This is a genomic window from Acinetobacter sp. ANC 4973, from assembly GCF_002135275.1.
Classification (GTDB): domain Bacteria; phylum Pseudomonadota; class Gammaproteobacteria; order Pseudomonadales; family Moraxellaceae; genus Acinetobacter; species Acinetobacter kyonggiensis.
This window is the reverse complement of sequence record NZ_NEGM01000006.1, coordinates 90,610-110,848: the sequence shown is the minus strand read 5'-3', so window position 1 is coordinate 110,848 and position 20,239 is coordinate 90,610. Positions and strand designations below refer to the sequence as shown.

18 protein-coding genes are annotated in these 20,239 nt (G+C 38.9%); 14 read left to right on the top strand and 4 right to left on the bottom strand.

The genetic code is table 11. The features are described 5' to 3' along the window. Positions 1 to 37 precede the first annotated feature (37 nt). From B9T30_RS09740 to apbC, 4 genes are all read left to right on the top strand, one after another. The gene (locus tag B9T30_RS09740; RefSeq protein ID WP_086184801.1) at positions 38 to 1,492 is read left to right on the top strand and encodes a benzaldehyde dehydrogenase; all 1,455 of its coding nucleotides are present in this window, start codon (positions 38 to 40) and stop codon (positions 1,490 to 1,492) included. Positions 1,493 to 1,525: 33 nt separating this feature from the next. Continuing rightward, positions 1,526 to 2,641 carry an NAD(P)-dependent alcohol dehydrogenase gene (locus tag B9T30_RS09735; RefSeq protein WP_086184800.1) on the top strand — a complete coding sequence of 372 codons (1,116 nt, stop codon included), beginning with the start codon at positions 1,526 to 1,528 and terminating at the stop codon, positions 2,639 to 2,641. Positions 2,642 to 2,724: 83 nt separating this feature from the next. Then, the gene (locus B9T30_RS09730) at positions 2,725 to 3,099 is read left to right on the top strand and encodes a cupin domain-containing protein (RefSeq protein ID WP_086184799.1); all 375 of its coding nucleotides are present in this window, start codon (positions 2,725 to 2,727) and stop codon (positions 3,097 to 3,099) included. A 347-nt stretch (positions 3,100 to 3,446) separates the two neighbouring features. Beyond that, positions 3,447 to 4,733, top strand: coding sequence for an iron-sulfur cluster carrier protein ApbC (gene apbC / locus B9T30_RS09725; protein WP_086184798.1), 1,287 nt, complete (start codon positions 3,447 to 3,449; stop codon positions 4,731 to 4,733). Positions 4,734 to 5,269: 536 nt separating this feature from the next. Here apbC and B9T30_RS09720 read toward each other — a convergent pair. Beyond that, entirely contained in the window at positions 5,270 to 5,812 is a 543-nt protein-coding gene (locus tag B9T30_RS09720; protein ID WP_086184797.1) for a DUF2062 domain-containing protein, read from the bottom strand. 281 nt (positions 5,813 to 6,093) lie between these two features. On the opposite strand from B9T30_RS09720, the gene B9T30_RS09715 reads away from it, so the two are divergent. From B9T30_RS09715 to B9T30_RS09690, 6 genes are all read left to right on the top strand, one after another. Continuing rightward, positions 6,094 to 6,687, top strand: coding sequence for a LysE family translocator (locus B9T30_RS09715; RefSeq protein ID WP_086184796.1), 594 nt, complete (start codon positions 6,094 to 6,096; stop codon positions 6,685 to 6,687). Between the two features lie 125 nt (positions 6,688 to 6,812). Further along, positions 6,813 to 7,382: a dCTP deaminase gene (dcd, locus tag B9T30_RS09710; RefSeq protein ID WP_004648130.1), complete on the top strand. Its 570-nt coding sequence runs from the start codon at positions 6,813 to 6,815 to the stop codon at positions 7,380 to 7,382. 246 nt (positions 7,383 to 7,628) lie between these two features. Then, positions 7,629 to 9,089: a hypothetical protein gene (locus B9T30_RS09705; RefSeq protein WP_086184795.1), complete on the top strand. Its 1,461-nt coding sequence runs from the start codon at positions 7,629 to 7,631 to the stop codon at positions 9,087 to 9,089. Positions 9,090 to 9,098: 9 nt separating this feature from the next. Next, the gene (locus tag B9T30_RS09700; RefSeq protein WP_086184794.1) at positions 9,099 to 9,776 is read left to right on the top strand and encodes a hypothetical protein; all 678 of its coding nucleotides are present in this window, start codon (positions 9,099 to 9,101) and stop codon (positions 9,774 to 9,776) included. Positions 9,777 to 9,806: 30 nt separating this feature from the next. Continuing rightward, on the top strand, positions 9,807 to 12,086 hold the full coding sequence (locus tag B9T30_RS09695) for a DUF6160 family protein (RefSeq protein ID WP_086184793.1): 2,280 nt from the start codon (positions 9,807 to 9,809) through the stop codon (positions 12,084 to 12,086). Positions 12,087 to 12,110: 24 nt separating this feature from the next. Beyond that, a complete protein-coding gene (locus B9T30_RS09690) occupies positions 12,111 to 13,403 on the top strand; it encodes a hypothetical protein (protein WP_086184792.1) in 1,293 nt (430 codons plus the stop codon). Positions 13,404 to 13,468: 65 nt separating this feature from the next. Here the strand turns inward: B9T30_RS09690 and B9T30_RS09685 are convergent, their stop codons facing one another. The 3 genes from B9T30_RS09685 to B9T30_RS09675 all read right to left on the bottom strand — a co-directional run bounded on the left by B9T30_RS09685 (position 13,469) and on the right by B9T30_RS09675 (position 16,433). After that, positions 13,469 to 15,184, bottom strand: a complete 1,716-nt coding sequence (locus tag B9T30_RS09685) for a proline--tRNA ligase (protein ID WP_086184791.1) — start codon at positions 15,182 to 15,184, stop codon at positions 13,469 to 13,471. A gap of 36 nt (positions 15,185 to 15,220) precedes the next feature. Then, the gene (locus tag B9T30_RS09680; RefSeq protein ID WP_086184790.1) at positions 15,221 to 15,409 is read right to left on the bottom strand and encodes a hypothetical protein; all 189 of its coding nucleotides are present in this window, start codon (positions 15,407 to 15,409) and stop codon (positions 15,221 to 15,223) included. 430 nt (positions 15,410 to 15,839) lie between these two features. Continuing rightward, positions 15,840 to 16,433, bottom strand: coding sequence for a hypothetical protein (locus B9T30_RS09675; protein ID WP_086184878.1), 594 nt, complete (start codon positions 16,431 to 16,433; stop codon positions 15,840 to 15,842). A 326-nt stretch (positions 16,434 to 16,759) separates the two neighbouring features. On the opposite strand from B9T30_RS09675, the gene pilG reads away from it, so the two are divergent. The 4 genes from pilG to B9T30_RS09655 are packed head-to-tail and all read left to right on the top strand — an operon-like array spanning position 16,760 to position 20,195. Beyond that, positions 16,760 to 17,143, top strand: coding sequence for a twitching motility response regulator PilG (gene pilG / locus B9T30_RS09670; RefSeq protein WP_004648137.1), 384 nt, complete (start codon positions 16,760 to 16,762; stop codon positions 17,141 to 17,143). Positions 17,144 to 17,166: 23 nt separating this feature from the next. After that, positions 17,167 to 17,535, top strand: coding sequence for a response regulator (locus tag B9T30_RS09665; RefSeq protein ID WP_086184789.1), 369 nt, complete (start codon positions 17,167 to 17,169; stop codon positions 17,533 to 17,535). Positions 17,536 to 17,540: 5 nt separating this feature from the next. After that, positions 17,541 to 18,077, top strand: coding sequence for a chemotaxis protein CheW (locus B9T30_RS09660; protein WP_004648140.1), 537 nt, complete (start codon positions 17,541 to 17,543; stop codon positions 18,075 to 18,077). 45 nt (positions 18,078 to 18,122) lie between these two features. Then, the gene (locus tag B9T30_RS09655; RefSeq protein WP_086184788.1) at positions 18,123 to 20,195 is read left to right on the top strand and encodes a methyl-accepting chemotaxis protein; all 2,073 of its coding nucleotides are present in this window, start codon (positions 18,123 to 18,125) and stop codon (positions 20,193 to 20,195) included. Positions 20,196 to 20,239 lie beyond the last annotated feature (44 nt).

Genomic DNA, 20,239 nt, shown 5'->3' with positions numbered 1-20,239 from the left:
ATAAATGAATTGTCTCACTAAATTTTAAGAGGTCATGATGTCTATATTAGCAAAAGAGATTTGGGATAAAAAACTATTTAATGGTTCATGGCAGCCAGCTCAAGCAACTTATAGCGTGGTTGAAGTGGCTACAGGTCAAGAACTAGGTGAAATTGGTTATGCCTCTGGAGCAGAGGTTGTAAGTGCTGCGAAAGAAGCGAAATCGACACAAAAACAATGGTGGTCTTTGTCTTATCAAGAACGTCAGGCAGTATTTGAACGAGCAGCCACTTTACTCACAGAAAACCAAGCAGATGTCATTGAATGGTTAGTGAAAGAAAGTGGTTCTTTACAACTTAAAGCAGGCTTTGAAGTCAGTATTTCGATTCAAGTGCTTAAACATTGTATAGGTTTGCCTGCGGCTGAACAGGGCACATTACTGCCGACACAAAATGGCAAATTAAGCATCGCCAAACGCGTACCTTTAGGTGTGGTTGGGGTCATTTCACCTTTTAATTTTCCACTCTATTTAGCTTTACGTGCCGTTGCACCTGCTTTGGCACTGGGCAATGCGGTGGTGCTTAAACCAGATGAACGCACAGCCGTGTGTAGCGGTTATGCGATTGCGCGTATTTTTGAACTTGCAGGACTTCCAAAAGGTCTTTTACATGTATTACCGGGTGGTGCCGAAGTCGGGGAATCGCTCACTTTAGATAAAAATATTGCCAGTATTCAGTTTACTGGCTCAACAGATGTTGGGCGTATTGTGGGTGCCAATGCCGCGAAAACCTTGAAAAAAGTATCTTTAGAGTTAGGCGGTAAAAACTCGCTGATTATTCTAGATGATGCCGATATTGAATTGGCTGCCGAAAATATTGCGTGGGGTGCATTTTTGCATTCAGGGCAGATTTGTATGACTTCAGGAAAAATTTTGATTCATCAAAAAATTTATGAGCAAGTCAAACAGCGTGTGATTGAAAAAGTGAAGAACTTTGTCGTGGGTAATCCGTGTGAAAGTCAGGTCACCATTGGCCCTCTGATTAATGCCAAACAAGCGCAGCGTGTAGAACAATTGGTCAATGCTGCGGTTGCAGAAGGGGCAACACTGGAAATTGGTGGACATGCCGATGGCGTATTTTTCCAGCCGACAGTTCTTTCCGATGTGAGCCAAGATAACCCCATTTTTAGTGAAGAAATCTTTGGCCCTGTTGCTGTGCTCATTCCTTTTAGCACAGATGAACAGGCGATTGAGTTAGCCAATGACGGTGATTATGGGCTTTCCGCAGGCATTATTACTTCGAATGTTGGACGAGGTATGCAGCTTGGTGCACAGCTCAATGTTGGTTTACTACACATTAATGACCAAACCGTGAATGACGAAACGGTCAATCCATTTGGTGGTTTTGGCTCATCAGGAAATGGAACACGCATAGGCGGCCCTGCCAATGCGGATGAATTTACCCAATGGCAATGGATGACCGTACAGGCGCAAGCGCCACATTATCCTTTTTAATCAATTGAATCACTAATTACAGGAAGTAATCGTATGAACGAAATGAAAGACATTGTTGCCGCAGTGACGGCATGTAAAGGCGCAGACTTTGAATTGCAAGCGCTAAAAATACGTCAGCCTCAAGGCGATGAAGTACTGGTGAAAGTGGTCGCCACAGGCATGTGTCATACCGACTTAATTGTCCGTGATCAATATTATCCTGTACCACTGCCTGCTGTTCTTGGGCATGAGGGGGCGGGCATTATTGAGGCAATAGGGCCGAATGTCACTGACCTTCAAGTCGGCGATCATGTGGTTTTAACCTATGGTTATTGTGGTAAATGTACGCAATGTAATACAGGCAATCCGGCCTATTGTTCAGAGTTTTTTGGCCGCAACTTTAGTGGCGCTGACCTAGAAGGGCACAGTGCAATTTGTACCCATGATCATGCTGTGGTACACGATCACTTTTTTGCTCAGTCTTCTTTTGCAACTTATGCCTTAAGCCGTGAAAATAATACAGTTAAAGTCACCAAAGATGTCCCGATTGAGTTATTGGGGCCTTTAGGCTGTGGTATTCAAACAGGTGCTGGCGCATGTATCAATGCTTTAAAAGTAACGCCTGCCAGTAGCTTTGTGACATGGGGCGCGGGTGCTGTTGGCTTAAGCGCATTGCTTGCGGCAAAAGTATGTGGTGCTTCAACCATTATCGCTGTCGACATTGTCGAATCTCGTTTAGAACTGGCAAAACAATTGGGTGCAACCCATGTCATCAATAGTAAAACGCAAGATCCTGTCGCAGTCATCAAGGAAATTACGGGTGGCGGGATTAACTTTGCCCTTGAGTCCACTGGACGACCTGAAATCTTAAAACAGGGTATTGATGCACTGGGTATTTTAGGCAAAATCGCGGTTGTTGGCGCACCACCTTTAGGGACAACGGCTCAGTTTGATGTGAATGATTTATTGTTGGGCGGAAAAACCATTCTTGGCGTGGTTGAAGGCAGTGGTTCACCGAAGAAATTTATTCCAGAGTTAGTCACGCTATATCAACAAGGTAAATTTCCGTTTGATCAGCTGGTAAAGTTCTATGCTTTTGATGACATCAATCAAGCCGCTATAGACAGCCAAAAAGGGATTACCCTTAAACCGATTATTAAGATTGGCTGATTTTTGATGACCTGATCATAGAGATGTGATCAGGTCATTTCATTTTTAAAAATTTATAAATAATGAATTCAGGGAACAGAAGAATGGCGGATCAACCTTTTGTGGTAAACACTAATACCATGCCGTGGGAATTTATTCCGATTCCCTTTTTAAATGATGCGCTGCCTGTCAAAACATGTTTACAGGACCCAGATACAGGCATGATGATTTGGAAATTACGTTATCCAGCAGGGTTTAGAACCGTGGAGCATTGGCATCATTGTGCGCACGGCATGTATGTATTAGAGGGGCATTTAGTCACCAGTGAGGGTGAGTTTGGGCCGGGGAGTTTTGTCTGGTTTCCAGAAGGTTCGGTGATGTTTCATGGCGCACGTAGTGATAATGATGTGTTAATGCTCTTTATTACCAATAAACCTTTTGACATTCATTTTACCGCCGAAGAAGGAATGCCTGTTTAAATAGAGGTATAGGAACGAAACAAAGCTGTGGATGTCTAGGTCTAACTACATATCTACACGTTTGGAGTATTGTTATTCAGATATTTTAGCCAAAATTTAATGGGATATTACCGCTTTATGAGGGGTATTTAACTGTAATGATCAGCAGTGAAAAATCGACTTTTGTATAAAGTATTGTTAATCAATAGGCGAAATTTTTTCAAATCTAAGTGTTTTTGCTTAAAACCAACTAATTGGGTTGGTTTTTTAGCAACATTCAGCAAGCTAGGGAGAACTTTGCTTAACCTTCGCTGCATTTAAAGCTAAACTATGACATTCAGTTGTATGTCCGTACTTGGAGTAAACGTATGTCATGGCTTTCTTCGCTTAAATCTGTTTTTTCGCCCTCGCAGGAAGTGAAGGAAGACGAAATCCAAACTGTGCTAGAAGGCTATTTATTGCCAGATTCAAACCATGCACTGAAGGATCGAATTAGCCAAGTGAATGTTGAAGGAAGAGTATTACAAATAACCATTAATACTTATCCTGCCGAAGCGGATCAACTGCAAAAAATTCATGATGATTTGGCTGATGCATTGGAAAAATGTGGCATCCAAGAACTGAATATGCACGTGATTCAACAAAAACATGCACACGGAGAAAGTTGCTCCACGCATGATCATGGCAAAGAAGGGCATAGTTGTTCTAGTAAACCACCATCTGAAGCGGCAGCACCTCAAGCTGCAAAACTTCCACCTGTGGTGGATGCTTCAGCTAAAACAGCCCAAGCTGAAATTAAAAAACCGCAAGATGAAGACCCAAACAATCCACCTATTCAAAAACCAGCACCACAACAAAGAGATGTGCCTAAGCATCCACGTATTCAAAATGTCATCTTGGTTTCATCGGGTAAAGGTGGTGTAGGTAAATCGACGACAACAGTAAATCTGGCTTTGGCATTACAAAAATTGGGCTTAAAAGTGGGTGTTTTAGATGCCGATATTTATGGGCCAAGTATTCCAACCATGTTGGGAAATGCAGGCCGTACTCCTATGATCGAAGCGGAAAATTTTGTTCCGATTGAAGCTTACGGCATGGCTGTTTTGTCGATTGGGCATTTAACGGGAGATAATAATACCCCCGTGGCTTGGCGTGGTCCAAAGGCAACAGGCGCATTGATGCAATTGTTTAACCAAACCTTATGGCCAGATCTAGATGTTTTAATGATTGATATGCCACCGGGGACAGGTGATATTCAATTGACACTGGCACAACGTATTCCTGTGACGGGTGCTGTCATTGTGACAACACCACAAAATGTGGCACTAATGGATGCCATTAAAGGCATTGAACTGTTTAATAAAGTTCAAATTCCGGTCATGGGTGTGGTGGAAAATATGTCGACCCATATTTGTTCAAATTGCGGTCATGAAGAGCAGATTTTTGGTACAGGTGGCGGTGACAAATTATCAGCACAGTACCAAATTCCTTTGCTTGGACGCTTACCTTTAAATGTGAAAATCCGTGAAAATGCAGATGCTGGTAAACCGTCTGTGGTTGCTGGTGATGATGCGGCAGAAAGCTATCTTGCTATTGCGCAAAAAATTATAGACCAACTGCCTAAAGCGGAAAAACCTCAGAATCGAATTTTCTAAAAGACACTGAAAAGATGATTTAAAAAGCTCAACTTCGGTTTAATGCCAGTCAGTTCAGAAATTGACTGGCATTTTATTTTTTTAATTCATGATGTTATTCGATACGCGGAAACGTCATCCGCAACTGTTCGAGGCAAAACTATTTTAAAAAAGTAAGGTTTCTGTGATTAATTAATCAATAAAAGGTATTTGACGAGTTTTGTGGTGAGGCGCATTGCGCCGCAAGATGCCTTTCTTGCGAACTCAAAATATATTTTGAGGCTTCTCATTTGGGCTTATCCAAAGTAATAGATGAGCTCCAAGTATATGATTTAAAAATATAAGACTCCGTCATGAACAACTAAAAACTAAGGGCTTTATTTTTAAAACCCTTAACTGACTGGTATTACAACCTCGGTTGGGCTTTTTATGATGTGTATATCTATTTTTATCGTTTATAAAGTGTGATGAAACAAGGATGACGAGGGAAAATGCTGAAATCTAAAATGGTTGTCATAACAGGAATAAAGAGATTCGCTTATCTAAAGCTTACTTGATTATTTGATATAACGACGACGTTTATAATGCTGAATAATGCTCCATCGCCAAAATAATCGAGTAATGACAAATAACATAATGGCAAAAATGAATGCTTCTAACACTAAACCTAACAATAGAATTTTTGCCAAACTTAAGTCGATATGTCCATGACCAAAATGAGTAATCCAGTGGCTGATTTGGTGTAAAACACCCAAGATCATATCTTGATTAATCATATTGACCTGAAAAACCTGAGCCCCTAACCAAAAACCAATATATAAAATAGGGATGAGTGTAAAAGGATTGGTGAGCCAAGCGAGACATAAACTAATTGGTAAATTGACTTCAAAAAATAATACTGTCAAAACAATTAAAATACTATGAAAAGGCAAAGGCAACATGCCCCAAAAGGTGCCAATAAAAATGGCTTTTGAAATGGACTTTCTGTTCACATACCATAGCAAAGGATTTAAGGTACGTTGACCAAAAACCTTCATCAGCTTCATTTCTGAGATTTTAACGGGAGAAGGAAGCCATGACCGAAAGAACTGTTTTGCCATAAAAGTAGGATGCTTAAGTAATGAAATATTGTGCCTGAATAGAGCACTGAGTAACAGTTTAACTATCGGTTAATGTAGCGCATTGAGGGCTTTAAATGTGAGAGTCGAAATTTTTATTAACAAATGACGCTTAAGTTATATTGAATATATTTGTCTAAATTGCTAATTTTTATATATTTTTATGAGTAGTTTGGGTGTTTTGGATAAGGTGTAAAATTTCATATTTGCTAAGTATAATAAAGTGATTTACTCTTCGCGCACTCTATATAGAGAGGTCGCATATGATTTCATGGCTGTTCATTGGTTTGGTGGTGACTATTTTATTGACACCTGGCCCAACAAATACATTGCTTGCATCTTCTGGTATACAGGTAGGTGTGCGCCAATCATTACGACTTATTCCAGCAGAATCAATCGGTTATTTGATTTCAATCACTGTCTGGGGGATGATTATTGGTACAGTTTCAAGCCAATTCCCAATTATCCCGATATTACTCAAGCTATTAAGTGCGCTGTATATTATTTTTCTTGCGATTAAACTTTGGAAAACAGCGGATATAGAAGCCAGTTATAACCAGCCGACCATTCGTGCACGTGAATTGTTTTGTGCCACTTTACTCAATCCTAAAGCATTACTTTTTGCGTCTGCTATTTTCCCAACTACAGCTTGGCTGACTATGCAGGCTTATGTAGTGCATATGGGGCTGTTTTTACTTTTGATTGCGCCAATTGCGTTGTTTTGGACGTTTATCGGTTCTATTTTAGCCTCGAATAAAGTACGTTGGTTAAATCAATCGAACTTACAAAAAACCGCATCTTTGGTGTTGATTAGTTTCTCTATTCCACTGAGTTATTCTGCTCTTTTAAGTCTTTAAAATAAGGCGATGAAAATACACATTTGGTAAAAAATGACATCATCGCCTGATCATCATTTCCATTGCAGCCGATTTCAGTTAAAGTACAGCGCAATAATTGATTTAACTATTTTTGGATAGAAAGAATGGCAATTAAGTCTGATCGTTGGATTCGTGAAATGAGCGAAAATCACGGCATGATTGAACCGTATGCAGAAAACCAAGTTCGCTATGATGACGCGGGTGAAAAACTCATTTCTTATGGTGTTTCAAGCTATGGTTATGATGTACGTTGCGCACGTGAATTTAAAGTATTTACCAATGTGCATTCAGTAATTGTCGACCCAAAAAACTTTGATGATAAAAGCTTTATTGATATTGAATCTGACGTGTGTATTATTCCGCCAAATTCATTTGCCTTAGCACGTACGGTCGAATATTTCCGTATTCCACGTAATGTTTTGACGGTATGCTTAGGTAAATCAACCTATGCTCGTTGCGGTATTATTGTGAACGTAACACCACTTGAACCTGAATGGGAAGGTCATGTTACTTTAGAGTTTTCAAATACAACCAACTTACCTGCACGTATTTATGCGGGTGAAGGTGTGGCGCAAATGCTATTTTTTGAATCTGATGAAGTATGTGAAACTTCATATAAAGACCGTGGTGGTAAATATCAAGGTCAAACAGGCGTGACTTTGCCGAAAGCATAAATAGTATAAAGAGTTGAATAAGCGGATCATTTTGGTCCGCTTATTTTTTGTGGGATTCATTCATCGGAAACTCCTTACATTTACCCAGTTTTTTTTGCAATTGAATAAATATTCAGCATAATAAAAAGTTGTACAAACTTGGTCAGAATATTGTTGTCATGACAAATAAATAAAAATTTGACGTACCAAGCTTAGGACGAAATGAAAATAATGATGCGGAGCATCTGATAAAAAAGGAAGGTCGTGATGACTCAAAGTTGGAATACAGGATTGAAAAAGTCTTGTTTGGCCAGTGTAATTGCTGTTTTGATGAGCCAATCAGTTTATGCGCTTGAATCTTTGTCAGATGATCACCTTGCAGACACAACGGGTGAGGGCATGGCACTATTACCTGAAAATTTCAAAATGGTTTTTCAGGGTGCCAATGATTTATCGACCGCCTCAAGTTATGGTGTTTTAACCGATTCTTCCGCCTTACTCCAAGCATCGAAAAAAGATACTGGTTTTATACGTATTATTCCGACTGGTGAAAATTATGCCAACCTCACATTAACAGCTGCTCAAGCCGCAGCGAAAAGAACCAAAGCAGATATTTTTATTTATGGTCTAGCGCTATCTGCGAGTAATAGTAATTTAAACCAGCGTTTTAGTAATGTTGGTTTTAACTGGGGAAGTTCTATTAATCCTTGGTTATTTCGTGCAGGTACAGCAAATAATATTCAACAATTTTCGAGTAGTAATGCTGCAGGAGATATTAGTTATTTAGCTTTAGAGGCGCCGTTAGCTCAAGTCACTGCAGACGAAAGCGATAATAATATTAAGTTAGGTTTCTGGTTAGATGCATTTTCGCGTAGTTGGAACTCAAGTAATGCCATTAATCCGATTACAGGCGCGCCAGTTGCAAAACCAGTTGCGGGTGATCCTAGCAATGATGTTGATTTAGACAAAAATCAGCGTTTAAGATTACAGTATGTTGCAAATGGGCTAAGTTTGAGTGGTTCACAAATACGACTTTTCCAAACCATGCCATCAACAACAGCTCAACATAATCAAACTCTGGGAATGGCCAGTGTTTTACGTTTGAATACCAATGATGATCCTGCAAACCTAAAATTTACTGATGCAGGTTTAGATGCAAAAGCCATTCGCCTAAGTACAGCAACGACAAATGATGGAACATATTCGACGCCCGCATTACAACAAAATTCAGAGGCCCCTTTATTTAATGATAAAGAAGGCATGTATTTATATAGTCCGAATATTAATTTAGTTTTAGGAAATATGTATCAGCCCTTTGTATTGGGGTCTGAAGGCAACAATATTATTTTAGAAGTTACCCGTATACCAAATGTCCCTAATATTTATAAGAAAATTTATACAAATTATGATGTGCCTTATAGCAGTTTATCTGCGGCCAGTGAGTATCAAGGGTCTACTTGTAATGTCTACGTTTGTGGGTTTAATGCTTCTTCACTGACCTCTGGCTCAAGCACCATTAACTATCAAGGAAATAATGCAACGCATAGTAGTATTTCCATTGGGAGTGTAACGCGTGATCCCACCACTAACTTGTTAAAAGCCAATACTGGAGCAGATGCCACGGGCGTTGTATTTAGAAGCCCTACAGGAACGGCAGTGAACTTGGGTTCTGTTGTAATAGATGGTGTGTTGATTCAACATCTTAAGTTTAAAACTACAGGTTTATAGGAAATTGAAATGTTAAATAAAATAGCTATTTCTGTTGCTTTATTACTTACTTGTACGGTTCACGCAGAATTGGTCGGTCTCGATAATGCAGAATTGTTAGATGTGACTGGGCAGGGCGGTGCAGATTTGAGTTGGACATTGTCTTTAAACCATCAATATGCGAATGATATGAGTAAAAAAGATATTTCTAATCTTGCGCTTATTAATGCAGGAAATATCACTGGTGCATATTATCAGTATGATTGTGTAGCTAATGTTTTATGTCGTTTTGCCTTCTCTCCAAATAATCATATTGAAAAAGTGAATGGTGTAGACAATAAGAAATGGTTGGTTTTTAAGCAAATCCAAGGCACGATTCAAATTGATAAATTTTCTTTAGATGGTTCTACCATTATTAATAAAGATGGTAATCCACAAACGGCGATGAACCTGACATTTTATGATGATAAGCCATTAAAAATACGTAATTTAGGTTTTTCCAGTTTAGCTGTTGAAAGTAATGGTGAAGAGGGTTATTTAAATAAAAATACCTATACCACCTATAACAATGGAAATGCAGTCCCTAGTTTTGACCAAGGTGCTGAAACAGGATTTATGGGGGTGAATGTGCATGGGAATTTGCATATGTCAGGTAATTTGAAAATCTTTAGTTATAACTGTGCAGGAACAACAAGCAGCCGTTGCTAAATAAAATTTTCAAAAAATAAGGATGTTAAAATGAAAAAAATAACAAAATTAAAGTTACTTACCGTATGTATTTTTTTAGCACAACATAGTCATGCATTAGAGCAATTAAATGATTCTTCACTGAGTACTGTTACAGGACAAGATGGAATATCCATTACTCATGAGGTGTCTAAGGTCACTGTTGATCAAGTCAATTGGATAGATTATAGCAATACTGGCAGTATGAAATTAGGACTTCATAATGTTGAAGTGAAAGGCTTAGATAACAGTACCATTAAAAGTACCCTTGATTTTGATGTCGGAAAAACAGACCGTGGTGCGGGTATCCGAATTCAAGCCAGTATTTCACCCTTTCAAGCAACGATTGAAAAATTGATGTTACTGTGTGGAGCGGCTGACTGTACCACTGCTTCACAAAATTTAGGCTCATTAAGTCTTTCAACGATTTCGCCTTTACAGATTTATCTGCAAACTTCTGCTGGTTTGTTTAATCGTGATGAAATAGCACATTTAGATTTCCAATTGCAAAATGCCAGTATTGGTTATGGTTTAAATGGGCAATCGTTAACCTTAAAAGATTTCAATTTCAATTTTTCTGCTGATGGTTATTTGTATCTAGACCAAGATGAGGGAATTGCTTTAACCACAAAAAGTAAAGATGGTCAAACGGATCATATTGTAAATTTAGCTCGGGTAACGGACTTAACGGATGTTGATTCAAGTCGGACGGGGGCAAAAAATCCTGGTGTAAATATTGATTTACGTTATGGATCAGATCCTAGCAATCAGAAAAATATCATTCGTATGGGGGCATCGGGTGCTGTTACCAATGGTAAAGTCTTTTTTAATGCAAATCAGGCAGGTCTTGCGGAATTTAACTCTGTTAATCGGGAATCAGCAAATCTCACAGAAACCACAAAAACAGCGACAGGTTATGAGTTTGCGGGTGCTGGTGGTCTACATATGGGCGTTTCTGCCGACTTTACCCGAAAAGGAAATGCTTTATTAGGGGTTAATGATAATCCTACGACTTTAGAAATTGGACATACTGGGCATGGAAGTTATGCCGTTGAGTTCTCGAACTTATCACCTTTAACCATCCGTAATTCGACTGTTGTTTCAGATCTGAATACGCGTAATGCATATATTGATTTTGGTGATCTTTATATCAATACAGCACAAGTTAAAACCTTGAGCTTTATTGTTAATGAAAATGTCAAAAAAGTGCTTGGTGCTGCGAGTACAGATTTAAAATATGACATGGTGCCAGTAGATAAGGGGCAGAATGTCGCTTTAATTGCCATTCGTGGCATGGATTTTCAAGCAATTGCACGTAAAGCCCGTTTTATTTCTGATAACTCAATTGCTGAAATTACAAGTTCATCTGGGGAATGGGGAATTGGTTTACCTATCTTTAATTTAAATGCAAATTTAGCATTATTTGCTCAGAATTATAGCTATAACAATACGACAAAATCTGGTCTAGGTTATAATTTGGCCATGTCGACAGAAGGCTATGGTATTGATAAAAAAACCAATGCACTCAGTACAACTTCTATTATTATTGTGGATGGGGCTCAAGGTTTACATAATGAAGAAGTGAATTATTATGCTGGCTTAAGAAATATTGATTCATATTTAAAATCAGATGGGGTTATTGGTTTTGAAAATGATGGTATTTATATTAAAGCGGATAATTTATTATTTGCAGCAAAAGCCGAAATTGCAATAGGACAACTGCCAGGTTCTTTATATAACTGTCAGAGTGGTTCTAATAAGTGTGGTCAAGTTGTTCCAATCGATAATTTTGCCCGTAAAGATGATGTATTAAGTTCAATCGCTTTTAAACTCGATGGTAAAGGTGAATTATTTATTATTCCAGAGATGAATTCTTCAACAACACCTGATACTAATTTTTTAAGTCTAAAAGCAAATTTTGAATTTAATCCCTTAACGACAGCAGAAAAAAATAATCAATCTGTATTGGGGAGTTATGTGAGCTTTATTACCGATGATGTGAAAAGCAATCAGTCTATTGCTTCGACAAGTGTCAATTTAAATAAAATGCAAGGTCATGTTGGTCTTGAATCAGCAATTCAGGTCAAAAAAGATACCGTGGTTTTGGATAATAAAATAAATTTCAATCATCCATCGACATTGTTGACGAAAGCGCAAATTGATGCGGGAAATGTAGGACGTGTATTCCGAGCTGAAATGGCCATGTCTCCATCAGGTAGTATGCAAAAAGTGGCTGAATTTGCGATTACAGGTGGAGCAATGCGCAGTACTTTTGGGATTACACCTAGATAAATCATTATAATACAGGGAAATATAATGAAAAAAACAATAATAGCAAGCATGGCTGCTTCAGCTTTCAGTTTAACCACAATGACCTATGCGATGACGAGTTTGGATGATCAAGCACTATCAAAAGTGGATGGTCAAGCTTTATTGAATTTGGAATATTTGCAGGGTAGCAATCAGACTGATGCCTTAGGCGTAAATTACAACCAATCCAATATTGGATTTTATAAATTAGGTTTAAATGCTGAAATGGAGCTGAATGCGAATATTAAAAAGCTTCAGCTCGGTTGTGGCGGGAGCAATGGTGCGGGAAAATGCGATATTGATATTGATAATCTTTCATTGAGCGGATTGCCTGCAAATGCAAACTATACTTCAGATGAGCGAGCTGCGACTTCAGCAAAAATTACCAATCCCTTTATTCAGTTTGCGATCAAGAATCCAACTTCTGCTGCCAGCCGTGAGGTTTTAGGCTTTCGGGTCAGTGCTGAAAAAATTTCAGGATTAATGACTCTTGGTACTGAAAATAGTGCGACACCGAATGGTTTAAATAGTTTTAGTGGTTATATGAAAACCAAAGCGGCTTCAGGTATAGCTGTAACGGCTGAGAGAACGATGAGTTATGCAGACACGCAACTTCAGATTAAGGGGAAGGTGTCGGGGACACTCTTCTTTATTCCTACAACATTAGACTATGTTTCTGATAACTATAGTTTAAAACTTAGTTCAACCTCAGCCCCTTTTACCATCGGTTCTACCATTGTCTCTGGAAATAGAATGACTGATGTGATGCTTAAAGGAAGTGGAACAGTGGGACAAATCAATTTTGCAGGGGACTTGACAGCAAAAGTGTTAGGTGGGTTGTTGCCATTGGAGAAAAAGGTAACTGGAAATATTACTGGTTTAAAAACAGATATTACCGTCAATCAAAGTTTAGGGCTTATTCATGCGCTGTATTTAAATAATCCTGCTTCATTATCGTTGCAGTCACAAAGTATCTTATGGTCAGGTGCTGCGGTTGGGGCGAATAAGGGCTGGTGGTTGGCGATGGAGGATGAGGTAGAGCTTGGAAGTTTAAGCCCAACTACACAGGTTGCTATTACCAATGAGGTGTTGAAACAGACTATTGCAGGGATTAATAAAGATTTGACTGATCATCCTCGTCCATGTGGCGACTTACTTCTTGAGTGTACTTTGGGTAGTGATTTAGCCGTAGGAAATGTACCAATGAATTCGACGACATTAGATTTTCCCTTAACCAATTTGACCCTGCAAGGGCAAAATTTCCGACCAAACTGTTACGGTGGGGTGAAATTTTGCTAAGTCTATTCCGTGCTGAAATAGATATAAAAAATCCCGCATAAAGCGGGATTTTTTATATTAAAGAATTATTTGGCAATTTTAGCTAAAAGTTCTTCTTTACTAATATTTACAGACTCAGCATCAGTACGACCTTTGTATTCAAAAGTGCCTGCATCCAAGCCTTTCTCACCAATCACAATACGGTGTGGAATACCAGTCAATTCTAAATCAGAGAATTTAACCCCTGGGCGTTCATTACGATCATCCAAAATAACGTCATAACCAGCAGCTTGTAATTCTGCATACAGTGCTTCAGCAGCTTCTACCGTACGTGGTGATTTATGGGCATTCATCGGTACAATGGCAACGTCAAAAGGTGCAATAGCAGTAGGCCAAATAATGCCTTTGTCATCGAAGTTTTGTTCAATAGCAGAAGCAACCACACGTGTTACCCCAATGCCATAACAACCCATAGTCACGACCAGCGGTTTACCATCTTCACCTAACACTTTGCAATTGAGTGCTTCAGAGTACTTTTGACCCAATTGGAAGATGTGACCGACTTCGATACCCCGTTTAATTTGTAGTGTACCTTGACCATCAGGAGAAACATCACCTTCAACTACATTGCGCAAGTCGTAAACTTCAGTAAATTGCGCATCACGTTCCCAGTTTACGCCAGTTGCATGTTTGTCGGCTTGGTTTGCACCAGCAACGAAATCTGAGAGTACAGATGCTGCACGGTCAACGATCACCGTTAAGCCTTGTTCAACCAAACCTTGTGGCCCAATAAAGCCAGTCACCAAACCAAGCGCAGCAATTTGTTCTTCTGTTGCAAAGGTTAAAGGTGAGGCAATCGCAGCATGTTTTTCAGCTTTAATTTCGTTTAATTCGTGGTCGCCGCGAAGGAATAATGCAACCACAGGTACATGACCTTTTTCATCTGCTACGCCTTGAACCAAGAGTGCTTTTACCGAATCTTTCGCATCTGATTTTAGGAATGCAGAGACATCAGCAATGGTTTTTTGATTGGGTGTATCGACCAATGTTAATTCTTGCGTTGCTGCTGCACGTGTGCCGACAAGAACTGCTTCAGCCATTTCGACATTAGCTGCGTAATCAGATTCTGTTGAGAACGCAATATCATCTTCACCACTTGAAGCCAAAACATGGAACTCATGTGAACCAGAACCACCAATTGAACCTGTATCCGCTTGTACTGGGCGGAAGTTCAAGCCTAAACGAGTAAAGATACGGCAATAGGTATCGTACATCACGTCATAGGTTTCTTGTAATGATGCTTGGTCGACATGGAATGAGTAAGCATCTTTCATGATGAATTCGCGTGAGCGCATAACACCAAAACGTGGACGAATTTCATCGCGGAATTTGGTTTGAATTTGGTAGAAGTTGATTGGAAGTTGTTTGTAACTTTTCAGCTCATTACGCGCAAGATCGGTAATCACTTCTTCATGCGTAGGGCCAAGTACAAAGTCATTGTTATGACGGTCTTTAAAACGTAGTAGTTCTGGACCATATTGAATAAAACGACCTGATTCTTCCCAAAGGCTTGACGGTTGAGTCACGGGCATGAAGACTTCAAGTGATCCTGCACGGTTCATTTCTTCACGTACAATCGCTTCCACTTTATTTAGCACACGTACGCCCATTGGCAACCAAGTGTATAAACCCGAAGCCAATTTACGAATCATTCCCGCACGTAACATGAGCTGATGTGAAATAACTTCAGCATCGTTTGGGGTTTCTCTTAACGTAGCAAACAAAAAGCGACTCGCGCGCATGGAAACTGTCCTAAAAATATAAGCATGAAAGCCAGATTATACGATAAAAAAATGAGGTGAACATTTCATAATATCACCTACCTGCAAATTAACTCGCGAGACACGTTGTAAAATTGAGGCATCATGGACGTTTTTGAGGTCATTTAAGTGAGTGGCAACCACAGGTATAACCACTAAGGTGAGTTGTGTGGACATCATTCCACCATCAATTACAGCAGGTGCCATAGGAGCACTTTATTTACCACCTCTACCTAAACCTAATACCAGTGGAATCATCTCCATCATGTGGTACTGGTGATGATTGAAATGTCATCCCCAATTGGTAAAAGGGGGATGGGAGGTATAATGGCAGTAGAGTGAGATACAGAACAATACTGGTCAGTGCGATGGCTAATACCACAAGTTCAATTTTTTAGTCCCACTGGGCTCTGTGTCGCGGTATTTACTCATAGTGGTTATTATTTTCACGTACCACATCATATCAGCATTCAAGATATCCAGAATGAGAGAGCCAACACTGTTATCATGCTGATGATACAACTAAAAATTAAAATAAAGGGCAATGTGCCGTATAGGGAAATGGGCAGGATCAAGTGGTCATTGTAGTTGAACGAAAAGTTCCTCAAAAAGTAAATTTAGCCATCCTAAAAGTGATTTATTCAAGTGTTTTTAAACGCGCGATAATATTGTCGTACTCTGCTTGAGTATTGCGATAGTTCGTTTGTAATGAATTAATAGTTTTCTTTTTTTCTACAATATTTTTTTGGTTGTAATCTAAGTTATTTTTTAAGGCAATCGGAGTGTTTTCAGCTTTACGCAAATATTCCATTTGTTGGCGTTTAAAGTAGATTCGATCATTTTGTAGCTGTTTTAACTGATCTTGTTGAAAGGCAAGTTGTTTTTTTATATACAGCAATGCATCATCGCGCTTTTTAATGGCGACTTGACTGTTGGTATAGGCTTTTTTAAGTTTTAAGTCTGCTGATTTTTGTTGTGCTTGTGCGGCACGCAAGGGTGCCTTTTTTACATCGGCCTCACTATTGTAAGCACGATTACGCTGAATCACTTGCATGTTTTGATCTAAGGCTTCATAACCATGGCGAATATGGTTTGGTGTTACATTTGTACTAATATTGGCTACGCCTTTAGTATCATAGTAACGATACCATGTTGCTTTAAGTGGAGTTTGAGCACAAATAGATGTAGATTGAAAAATCATTAAAAATAGAAAAATGAATTTTCTAGTCATTTTTTTTTGCGCAATGAAAGCGAGTTTTTGTTTAAACTGACTTTGCACTGTATCCCCCAATGTAATGTTAACTAAATTACTTATTTTGAAGTAATAAAATGGTATATTAGACTCAAAGTTGAGAATAAAAAACCATTCTGAATCAAAAAAAAATCGTTGGTCGATAGAAAGTGTGAAGCTGTTGTGGTAAAAGCAAGAAAATGAGTCTTTGTTTGGAAAATGGTCGTTGAAAATGCAAGTAAAGATATGTTAAAAATGTTTATAACTTGTAATAGAACTTTCTACTCAAATTGTTTGTACACTCAAAAAATGTGAAGGGTCATTAAATGGACGATAAATTCCAAAATCTAAAAGTTATGGTGATTGATGATTCAAAAACCATTCGTCGTACAGCAGAAACATTATTGCAACGTGAAGGTTTTGAAGTCGTAACTGCAGTAGATGGTTTTGAAGCCTTAGCAAAAATTGCAGAAGCAAATCCTGATATTGTCTTTGTCGATATTATGATGCCTCGTTTGGATGGTTATCAAACTTGTGCATTAATCAAGAATTCTCAAAATTATCAAAATATTCCGGTCATTATGCTATCGAGTAAAGATGGTTTATTTGATCAGGCAAAAGGTCGTGTTGTGGGGTCGGATGAATATTTAACCAAACCCTTTAGTAAAGATGAATTATTAAACGCAATTCGAAATCACGTAACAGCATAAGTTAATTTTTATTGGGGACAAGCATGTCACGTATCCTTATAGTTGATGATTCACCAACAGAAACATTCCGTTTTAAAGAAATTTTAACCAAAAATGGGTTTGAAGTTATAGAAGCGGCAAATGGTGCTGATGGTGTCACAATGGCACAAGCAGAGCTGCCAGATCTTGTGTTAATGGATGTGGTGATGCCAGGGGTAAATGGTTTTCAAGCGACACGTCAAATTGCACGTGGTTCTACGACAAAACACATTCCAATTGTGATTGTCAGTACCAAAGACCAAGCAACAGACCGAGTTTGGGGGAAACGTCAAGGGGCGAGTGATTATTTAACCAAGCCTGTAGACGAAAAACAATTAATTGATGTGATTAAACACCACCTCAATGCAGGATAAGCTCTATGGCAGCTAATGGATTTATCGAATTACTTCGGCTTGCTAAACGTGGTAATAAAAACTACGTTACAACTGAAAATGAAGTAAACCGATGGTCAGGCATTGCTTTTGAGATGATGGGGCAATATTTCGTTGCCCCTTTAGGTGAAGTAACTGAGGTGATTTATCCACCTAAATATACGCCAGTTCCAAATACTCAATCATGGGTGATGGGGTTGGCTAATATTCGGGGGCGTTTACTTTCAGTGGCTGATTTAGCTCAATATATTTCTGGGCATAGAAGTCAGTTTTCACCTACTCAGAAAGTATTGTGTATTAGTCATAATGACCATTATGTCGGTTTAGTTGTAGATCAAGTTTTAGGGATTCAGCACTTTAATAAGAAAAGTTTTTTTTCTAAAAATAGTGAGTTAGACAGCAATTTAAAAGAATATTGTCAGGGATATTTTTATCAACATAATCAACACTGGCATGTTTTCTTATTTAGTCGTTTATTGCAAAATCCAAAATACATGAATGCATCTATAAAATTTATAAATTAATAGTCGCGCGCTGAAGAATGATGGCGAAAGTCGGGGAGAAGCTGGATGGGCTTTAAACTTAAGAAGAAAAATACAGGTGAAGGCAGCAGTCGTAAGATTGGTGATGTTTTATTCGCTAAGATTCAATCACAGACAGATCAATTATCACGTGTATTTGGTGACAGTGAAAAGTCCAAACCATTAATTTTGGGTGCAGCTTTTTGTCTTGTCTTAGCAATATTCCTGTTATTGTACTTATTCTATAGTGTGCCGCGCAATAATGAGTTAACGCGTAGTGTTGGTGATTTACGTTTGTTATCACAAATGATTTCACGTCAAGCGACTGAAGCAACAGCATCAGGTACGAAAGAATCGATTGATAAATTAAAAAAATCTCAAGAAGCATTTACTAAAAATCTTGAAATTGTGAAAGATATTCATGCTCGTACTCAGCCACTCGTTGACGTAGAGACGCAATGGAAAAAAGTATCAGAAGAAATTGATTTAATTTCTGCGCAACAAAAAATGATTAACCAACTGTATGATACAAATATTGCGATTGGTGAAACCATTCCTGGTATTCAGGCTGAATATAACTTGATGGTTGACCAAATGGCACGTCAAAATATGCCAAGTAATCAGGTTGTTATTGCGAAAAATCAGGTATTTATTGCAGAACGTATTCTTCGTTCTATCAGTTCGGTACTGACGGGTAGTGAAAACTCTCGTGAATCAGCAGATGACTTTAGTGCCGATACAGAAACGTTTGGTTCTTACCTGAATGCACAGCTCAATGGTAGTGCTGAATTAGGTGTAGAACGCATTACTGATCCAGCTTTACTTGAATCATTAACAGGGATTAAGGCTGAATATGATGATGTATTAAAATCAGCGTCTGCAACGATTCTTAAAAACTCAGCACAAATTGTTAAAGTACGTCAGGCATCTTCTGCAATTTTTGCACAATCAGATGAGTTGTTAGCAAACCTGTATAAATTATCAGTGGGTTCAAGTTTAACCATTGCAATTCCAGGTCTGTTCTTACTTTTATGTTTAGGTGGTTTCTTATTCTGCGTATTCAAATTACTTGGTTTACGTGGTGAATCAGATAAACAGCGTGTAGCACGTTTACAAGAAGAGTATGACCGTAACCAGAATGCAATTTTACGTTTACTCGATGAGATTGCCGACTTAGCAGATGGTGACCTTCGTTCATACGCAACAGTATCTGAAGATTTTACGGGTGCGATTGCCGACTCGATTAACTTCGCGATTGACCAATTACGTGACCTTGTTTCACGTATTACCGATACGTCTCAAGAAGTTGCACAATATACTGCAAATACGCAGGGCATTACCAACCAGTTAGCTGAAGCATCTGAACACCAAGCGCAAGAAATTGCGGGTGCATCTGCCGCAATTAATGAAATGGCGATGTCGATTGACCAAGTATCTTCGAATGCAACAGAGTCTGCGGTGGTTGCGGAACGTTCGGTAAAAATTGCTGCCAACGGTGCTGATGTTGTAAACCGTTCAATTGAAGGGATGGATACAATTCGTGAACAGATTCAAGAAACCTCAAAACGTATTAAACGTTTGGGTGAGTCTTCACAAGAAATTGGTAACATTGTTGCCTTGATTAACGATATTGCCGACCAAACCAACATCTTGGCATTGAATGCAGCAATTCAGGCATCGATGGCAGGTGAAGCAGGTCGTGGTTTCGCCGTGGTAGCGGATGAGGTACAGCGTCTAGCTGAACGTTCAGCATCAGCAACCAAGCAGATTGAAGGTCTGGTAAAAACCATTCAAACAGATACAAACGAAGCTGTAATTTCAATGGAACAAACTACATCTGAGGTTGTTCGTGGTGCGAACTTATCTAAAGATGCGGGCGTGGCATTGGATGAAATTCAAAACGTATCGAGTAACTTGGCGAAATTGATTGCTAACATTTCTGATGCTGCAAAACTACAGTCTGCTTCCGCAGGTCATATTGCAACCACGATGAATGTTGTACAAGAAATTACATCACAAACGACGACAGCAACATTCGATACAGCACGTTCAGTATCTGAATTGGCAAATATGGCCGAATCGCTACGTGAATCTGTAACTGACTTTAAATTACCAGACTAAGGTAAGGCTAAAGCTATGGGGTAATGTGCCTTACTTTCGAGTAA

Coding starts and splice junctions, on each gene's coding strand:
- pilG (WP_004648137.1), top strand. CDS start 16,760: ATGGACGATAAATTCCAAAATCTAAAAGTTATGGTGATTGATGATTCA.
- dcd (WP_004648130.1), top strand. CDS start 6,813: ATGGCAATTAAGTCTGATCGTTGGATTCGTGAAATGAGCGAAAATCAC.
- B9T30_RS09675 (WP_086184878.1), bottom strand. CDS start 16,433: ATGACTAGAAAATTCATTTTTCTATTTTTAATGATTTTTCAATCTACA.
- B9T30_RS09735 (WP_086184800.1), top strand. CDS start 1,526: ATGAACGAAATGAAAGACATTGTTGCCGCAGTGACGGCATGTAAAGGC.
- B9T30_RS09720 (WP_086184797.1), bottom strand. CDS start 5,812: ATGGCAAAACAGTTCTTTCGGTCATGGCTTCCTTCTCCCGTTAAAATC.
- B9T30_RS09665 (WP_086184789.1), top strand. CDS start 17,167: ATGTCACGTATCCTTATAGTTGATGATTCACCAACAGAAACATTCCGT.
- B9T30_RS09685 (WP_086184791.1), bottom strand. CDS start 15,184: ATGCGCGCGAGTCGCTTTTTGTTTGCTACGTTAAGAGAAACCCCAAAC.
- B9T30_RS09705 (WP_086184795.1), top strand. CDS start 7,629: ATGACTCAAAGTTGGAATACAGGATTGAAAAAGTCTTGTTTGGCCAGT.
- apbC (WP_086184798.1), top strand. CDS start 3,447: ATGTCATGGCTTTCTTCGCTTAAATCTGTTTTTTCGCCCTCGCAGGAA.
- B9T30_RS09730 (WP_086184799.1), top strand. CDS start 2,725: ATGGCGGATCAACCTTTTGTGGTAAACACTAATACCATGCCGTGGGAA.
- B9T30_RS09680 (WP_086184790.1), bottom strand. CDS start 15,409: ATGGCACCTGCTGTAATTGATGGTGGAATGATGTCCACACAACTCACC.
- B9T30_RS09690 (WP_086184792.1), top strand. CDS start 12,111: ATGAAAAAAACAATAATAGCAAGCATGGCTGCTTCAGCTTTCAGTTTA.
- B9T30_RS09655 (WP_086184788.1), top strand. CDS start 18,123: ATGGGCTTTAAACTTAAGAAGAAAAATACAGGTGAAGGCAGCAGTCGT.
- B9T30_RS09660 (WP_004648140.1), top strand. CDS start 17,541: ATGGCAGCTAATGGATTTATCGAATTACTTCGGCTTGCTAAACGTGGT.
- B9T30_RS09700 (WP_086184794.1), top strand. CDS start 9,099: ATGTTAAATAAAATAGCTATTTCTGTTGCTTTATTACTTACTTGTACG.
- B9T30_RS09715 (WP_086184796.1), top strand. CDS start 6,094: ATGATTTCATGGCTGTTCATTGGTTTGGTGGTGACTATTTTATTGACA.
- B9T30_RS09695 (WP_086184793.1), top strand. CDS start 9,807: ATGAAAAAAATAACAAAATTAAAGTTACTTACCGTATGTATTTTTTTA.
- B9T30_RS09740 (WP_086184801.1), top strand. CDS start 38: ATGTCTATATTAGCAAAAGAGATTTGGGATAAAAAACTATTTAATGGT.